Here is a 6,561-nt window from a genome sequence, read left to right on the forward strand (position 1 = left end):
ATTAAAGAAAGGCGAACTTGGCGACAAACACCAGCGCCAGAAAGTACACGCTAAAGGAGACTTCACTGTGGCGACCACTGATCACTTTGATGACCGCGTAGCTGATAAAGCCCAGTGCAATGCCATTGGCAATGGAAAATGACAGAGGCATCATGATGGTGGCGATTACCGCTGGAGCAGCTTCGGTGACATCATCCCAATCCACTGCCGACAGCCCGGCGGTCATCAATACCGCTACGTACAACAGGGCCCCGGTAGTGGCATAACTGGGCACCATACCCGCCACAGGCGCCAAAAACATACTCAACAGAAACAGCACAGCACACACCACAGCAGTCAAACCGGTACGCCCACCAGCTGCCACCCCGGCACTGCTCTCGACATAACTGGTAGTAGTGGAAGAACCCATGATGGAGCCCACCACACTGGCGGAGCTGTCAGCCATCAGGGCTTTCCCCATATTCGGCAAACGGCCTTTGTCATCCAGCAACTTGGCACGATCAGCCACCCCCATCAGAGTGCCGGTGGTGTCGAACAGATCAACAAACAGAAAGGCAAAAATCACACTGATCATGCCCACTTCAAAGGCACCGGCAATATCCAGCTGCATAAAGGTCGGGGCCATGCTCGGCGGCATGGAGACGATTCCCTTGAACTGCACCAGCCCCAACAACAAGCTGATAGCGGTGACGGCCAGGATACCAATCATGACAGCACCCGTAACCTTGCGGTAAGCCAAACCGACAATCAGAAAAAAACCGAAAGCCGTCAGCAGCGGTGCCGGTTGTGACAAATCCCCCAGCGTCACCAAAGTGGCCGGGCTCGCCACCACAATGCCCGCGGTTTTAAGAGCAATGATCGCCAGAAACAGCCCGATACCTGCGGCCAGAGACTGGCGCAGGGACAGGGGGATGCTGTCGATAATCCACTCACGAATTCGAAACGCACTCATCAGGAAAAACACCACACCTGAGATAAATACCGCCCCCAGTGCCACCTGCCAGCTGTAGCCCAGCTCGCCGACCACAACAAAACTGAAAAAGGCATTGAGCCCCATACCTGGCGCCAGAGCGATGGGATAATTGGCATAAAGCCCCATGATCAGGCAACCCACTGCGGCGGCCAGACAAGTGGCCACAAACACCGCACCATGATCCATTCCAGCTGCGCCCATAATATTGGGGTTTACAAAAATGATGTAAGCCATGGTCAGGAAGGTAGTGACCCCTGCAATCACCTCGGTTTTAACGCTTGAGCCCCGCTCGCTGAGTTGGAACTGGCGCTCCAGAAGTCCGGTTTTCGCAGGGATGTCTCGGTTGTCGATTGTGTTCATGTTGTTTCCAATGATTATTTGCTCGCCCACGACCATAGTGGGGTTCCAATCTGGCGTATTTTTAAGCACACTTAGCGTATGCGCGGATTACTTTCATCACTGTCCCGAGGCGCGTTTACCATCGCCCTCGCCCTTTTGCTCTCAATTGGCGCCCATGCCGGAGAGCGCAGGGAAGTGGCCGTTGGCATCTACCACTTTGCTCCCTTTGCCTTTGAAGACAGCAATACCAAACCCAGCGGCATGACCTACGACCTGGTGGACGCCCTTAATCAATTACAGCATCAGTACCACTTTAGTCTGTTTAAAACCACACCGTCGGGCCGCTATAAGGCCTTTGAGCGCAATCACTTCGACATGATGGTTTTCGAAAGCAAACTTTGGGGCTGGCAAGACAGGCCCATGCTGGCAAGCAAGGTGTTTCTCAAGGGGGGTGAAGTCTATATCACCCTGAAAAAGCCCGGCCGAGACCAGTCTTTTTTCAACAACGTCGGCGATAAATCCATTATCGGTATCCGCGGCTACCACTACGGGTTTGCCAATTTTAACAGCGACCAGGAATACCTGAAACAAAACTTTAAGATTCTTCTCACTCATTCGAATGAGAGCAGCATCCGCATGTTGCTCGGTGGTCGTGGTGATGTCGCTGTTGTCACCCAGTCCTATTTGCAGCTGTATCTCAAGCACAACCCCGAGGCGGCCGACAAGCTGCTGATCTCCGAGAAGCTGGATCAGGAATACCAACACACCTTCCTGATCCGCGATGGCCACGACATCACCCCTGAACAAATCAATGTCTGGCTCCAGCAACTCAAGTCCAATGGCACTTTGGACGACATCTGGCGCAAATGGGGCCTCAACTGATCTGAACCAAAAGCCACGCACAGGCGTAATGGTCGTTGCGCTGGTCACCGCACCGGCAAATTTGCTATAACACTGTCTTCGCAGGGCTTTTCGGCCCTTCCAAACCTTCGCTGTAACAAGGCTCTGAAATGAGAAAAACCAAGATCATCTGTACTATTGGTCCCGCCACCGAATCCTTTGAAATGCTGGAGAAGCTCTACAACGCCGGCATGAATGTGGTGCGCCTGAACATGTCCCATGGCAACCACGAGTCCCACGCCAAGGTCATCAAGGCCATTCAGACCCTTAACAAGAAGGTGAAGTTCCCTATTCCCATCCTGATGGACACTCAGGGCCCCGAAATTCGCACGGGAGACATCGCCGATGATCTCGCCCTTGAGGAAGGCTCGGAAATCACCATCAGCGTGCGCGGTGACACCAATGTGGAAGAAAGCTCTTTCCACATCAATTACGAAGATCTGATCGACAGTGTCTCCGTTGGTGACATGATCACCGTGGACAACGGCCTGATCAACTTTGAAGTACTGGAAAAGCACGAGCCAACCCTGCGTTGCCGAGTCATCGATGGCGGCGTATTGAAGAGCAAACGCCATGTCAATCTGCCCGGTGTTCGCGTCAACCTGCCGGCCATTACTGAAAAAGACCGCAAGGACATCCTGTTCGCCATGGAGCAGGAGCTGGATTATATCGCCCTGTCGTTTGTGCGCTGTGCCGACGATGTGCGCCAACTGAAAGAACTGCTGGGGGACAAAGCCTCCAAGATCAAAATCATCTCCAAGATTGAAGATCAGGAAGGGGTGCGTAACCTCGAAGAGATCATTGCCGAATCCGATGGCGTCATGGTGGCCCGCGGCGACCTTGGCGTGGAGATCAGCGTCGAACTGCTGCCCAACGAACAACGGCGGATGGTGCGCCTGTGTGCCGAGCACGGCAAGCGTGTGATCGTCGCGACTCACTTGCTGGAATCCATGATCGACAACCCCATCCCCACCCGCGCCGAAGTAACCGATGTCGCTAACGCCATCTATGAGGGCACCGACGCCATTATGCTGTCTGGCGAAACCACCATCGGCAAATACCCGGTGAAGTGTGTTGAGATTCTCAACAAAATCGCTCGTACCGCCGAGCAGGATCACGGCCTCAATTTCTCACAAAATCTGGTGATGGAAGACGATAAACAGCACCTGGCCGCCGCCGCGGTGCAGTTAACCAACGCGCTGAAAACCAAGGGCATTGTGGTGATCACCCGGCGCGGCCGCATGGCCAATTACGTGACCAACTGCCACCCGGAGAGCACCCCCATTTACGCTTTCAGTAACGACAGCCGCACCCGTCGCCAGTTGCTATTGAATCGTGGTGTTTACCCCTTCCGCCTGGAATTCAGCTCCGATCCGGAGAAAACCCTGAACAAGGCGTTTCAAGTATTAAAGGAGCGCCGCGGCTTTGTCAGCGGTGACAAGGTGGTGGTGATTTCTGATGTACTCGAAGGAGTGGGTGTAGACGCCATTCAGATCCGCGCCATTCCCTAAAAAATATCGTCATTGCGAGGAGCAGAGCGACGCGGCAACCTCTAGAACTTGGCAGTTTTTCAAAAGATTGCTTCGTCGTTCCACTCCTCGCAATGACGGGTTAGTTTAAAATCAGGCGACTTCCGCCTCGGATTCAGCTAGCTCGGCCTCATCCTCGGTTAGAGTCAACAGATATTCAAACGCCGCCAGTGACGCCTTGGCACCTTCGCCCATGGAGATGATGATCTGTTTGTAGGGCACCGTGGTGACATCGCCGGCGGCGAAGATACCTGGCTGGCTGGTGCGACACTTGTCGTCCACCACAATCTCACCCATGCGATTGGTCTCCACCAGACCTTCCACCACCTGAGAGTTGGGCGCCAGACCGATCTGCACAAACACACCCTGCAGCTCCCGGGTTTGGGTGTCACCGGATTCGCGATCCTGATAGACGATGGCACTGACCTTGTCGTTGGTCGCCAGAATTTCCTGAGTCGCAACATTGGTGAGAATCTCAATGTTATCCCGGTTGCGCGCCTGATCCACCAACACCTGATCGGCTTTTAACTCCGGCATAAATTCGAATACCGTCACCGAACGGGCAATACCCGCCAGATCCAGAGCCGCCTCAATGCCCGAATTACCACCGCCAATCACGGCGACGTCCTGACCTTTGAAGAAGGGGCCGTCACAGTGGGGGCAGAAGGCCACACCGTTGCCGATATTTTCCTTCTCACCGGGAATACCCAATTCACGCCACTGGGCGCCGGTGGCGACAATGATGCTGCGACTGCGAATCTGCTCACCGGAAGACAGAGTCAGGGTTTTAATGGTGCCCTGTTCGATATTATCGACCCGCAGGTGCTCTTTGAGGGTAATGTCGTATTCCTGCAAATGCTGACGCAGCGCACCGGACAGTTCGGTACCCGTGGTGTGCGGCACCGAGATCAGGTTTTCAATGCCGGCGGTATCTTTTACCTGACCACCGAGGCGATCGGCAATCACCGCGACCTTGAGGCCTTTGCGGGCACTGTAGATCGCCGAGCTGACGCCACCCGGGCCGCCACCAATGACGGTCACGTCCTGCACGGGCAAACTGGACGCCGCCGCAGCGGATTTGATTTCCGGGTAACGCTCAACCAACTTGTCGATCAGCGTCGCCGCATCAATCTTGCCATTGGCAAACAGCTCCCCGTTGAGATACACACTGGGTACACCCTGAATATCCCGCGCCTTGATCATATCCGGGTAGAGACCACCGTCGATCATCTCCGACTCGATCGCGGGATTAATCAGAGCGAATTGGTTCAGAGCCTGAACCACATCCGGACAGTTATGACAGCTGAGGCTGATAAACACTTCAAACTTCAGCGGTTGCGACACTCGGGCAACCAGCTGTTTTAAACCTTGGTCGAGTTTCAATTCACTGCCGCCGGCCTGTAATAACGCCAGAATAAAGGAATTGAACTCGTGACCTCCGGGGATACCGGAGAAACGAATGCCGGTGTCAGCACCATCGGCTTCCAGCAGAAAACTCACCGGGCTGCGCAGCAGCTCAGGCGTATTGCGCTCCTCGACCTGAATGCGATCACTGACACCAGCGATCTCTGACAGAAAGTTCACCAGCTCGTCGCGTTTGTTGTGGGTGCCGGTTTGCACCACCAGATTGATGGTCTGTTGCAGCTCGGCTGCGTAGCCCTTAACGGCATTCAAAATATCTTGGGATAACATGGCTGATTTACTCCTGTTTCTGTCATCAACTAACGTCATTGCGAGCCGCAGAGCGGCGCGGCAATCTCCCGATATAGGTATTTAATCGAAGAGATTGCTTCGTCGTTTTACTCCTCGCAATGACGAGGAAGCGACCTTAAATTTTTCCAACCAGATCCAGAGAAGGCGCCAGAGTTTCCTCACCTTCTTTCCAGGCTGCCGGGCAGACTTCGCCGGGGTTGTTGGCCACGTATTGAGCCGCTTTTACCTTGCGCAGTAAATCTTCGGCGTCGCGACCAATGCCTTCAGCGGTAATTTCCATCGCCTGAATCACGCCGTCTGGATCCACCACAAAGGTGCCGCGGTCGGCCAGCCCCTGATCTTCGCGCATCACTTCAAAGTTGCGGGTAATGGCACCGGTCGGATCACCGATCATGGTGTATTGAATCTTGCCAATGGTGTCAGAAGAGTCGTGCCACGCTTTGTGGGTAAAGTGGGTGTCGGTAGAAACCGAGTAGATTTCCACGCCGCGCTTCTGAAATTCTTCGTAGTTGTCGGCAATGTCACCCAGCTCGGTCGGGCAGACAAAGGTGAAGTCCGCCGGATAGAAGAAGAACACCGACCACTTGCCTTTCAGGTCATCGCTGGATACATCAATAAACTCACCGTTTTTAAAAGCGGTGGCGTTAAAGGGTTTGATTTGGGTATTGATAAGAGCCATAACAATTTCTCCGTTGTAGTAAATGCCTGCGGCCCATCGGGGCGCATCTCGTTAAGACAGAGTCAGTGTATGGCCGATCATTAAATCGGTAAAATTAAACAATTTGATTTAGTTATTCTAAAAAATAGATCAAAAGACACATCGACATGGGCGCGATATCACGCCGGATAGCCGATCAAAAAAACCGAAACTGGCAATCGATTTTTTGCTTTTTATTTTTGATAGCCGCTTGGGCACAGTAAAACCGTCAAGCCCACACAATCAAAATCAGGAGCAAAACATGAACAAAGATTGCAACTACGCCGACAACTACTACGGCGATCAGATTTGTCAGGAAGCCGAACAGGGACAACCGCAACAAGTGAAAAAGGACTGCAACTACGATGACAACTACTACGGGGATCAGATTTGTCAGGAGGACCAACCGG

At 53.5% G+C, this 6,561-nt stretch carries 5 protein-coding genes; 2 read left to right on the forward strand and 3 right to left on the reverse strand.

Annotation, left to right across the window (positions count from 1 at the left end; all coding sequences use genetic code 11):
* Position 1 precedes the first annotated feature (1 nt).
* Entirely contained in the window at positions 2-1,333 is a 1,332-nt protein-coding gene (locus ACPXV9_RS01210; RefSeq protein ID WP_423893876.1) for an NCS2 family permease, read from the reverse strand.
* Positions 1,334-1,411: 78 nt separating this feature from the next.
* Between ACPXV9_RS01210 and ACPXV9_RS01215 the strand changes: the two genes are divergently transcribed.
* Positions 1,412-2,194, forward strand: coding sequence for a substrate-binding periplasmic protein (locus ACPXV9_RS01215; RefSeq protein ID WP_423893877.1), 783 nt, complete (start codon positions 1,412-1,414; stop codon positions 2,192-2,194).
* A gap of 128 nt (positions 2,195-2,322) precedes the next feature.
* Complete coding sequence (pyk, locus tag ACPXV9_RS01220; RefSeq protein ID WP_423893879.1) at positions 2,323-3,723, forward strand: pyruvate kinase; 1,401 nt, start codon at positions 2,323-2,325, stop codon at positions 3,721-3,723.
* A 111-nt stretch (positions 3,724-3,834) separates the two neighbouring features.
* Here pyk and ahpF read toward each other — a convergent pair whose 3' ends face one another.
* Positions 3,835-5,433: an alkyl hydroperoxide reductase subunit F gene (gene ahpF, locus ACPXV9_RS01225; protein ID WP_423893881.1), complete on the reverse strand. Its 1,599-nt coding sequence runs from the start codon at positions 5,431-5,433 to the stop codon at positions 3,835-3,837.
* Positions 5,434-5,569: 136 nt separating this feature from the next.
* Entirely contained in the window at positions 5,570-6,133 is a 564-nt protein-coding gene (ahpC, locus tag ACPXV9_RS01230; RefSeq protein WP_423893883.1) for an alkyl hydroperoxide reductase subunit C, read from the reverse strand.
* Positions 6,134-6,561 lie beyond the last annotated feature (428 nt).

This window comes from Candidatus Pelagadaptatus aseana, assembly GCF_040362265.1.
Taxonomy (GTDB): domain Bacteria; phylum Pseudomonadota; class Gammaproteobacteria; order Pseudomonadales; family Cellvibrionaceae; genus Pelagadaptatus; species Pelagadaptatus aseana.

Coding starts and splice junctions, on each gene's coding strand:
- ACPXV9_RS01210 (WP_423893876.1), bottom strand. CDS start 1,333: ATGAACACAATCGACAACCGAGACATCCCTGCGAAAACCGGACTTCTG.
- ACPXV9_RS01215 (WP_423893877.1), top strand. CDS start 1,412: ATGCGCGGATTACTTTCATCACTGTCCCGAGGCGCGTTTACCATCGCC.
- pyk (WP_423893879.1), top strand. CDS start 2,323: ATGAGAAAAACCAAGATCATCTGTACTATTGGTCCCGCCACCGAATCC.
- ahpF (WP_423893881.1), bottom strand. CDS start 5,433: ATGTTATCCCAAGATATTTTGAATGCCGTTAAGGGCTACGCAGCCGAG.
- ahpC (WP_423893883.1), bottom strand. CDS start 6,133: ATGGCTCTTATCAATACCCAAATCAAACCCTTTAACGCCACCGCTTTT.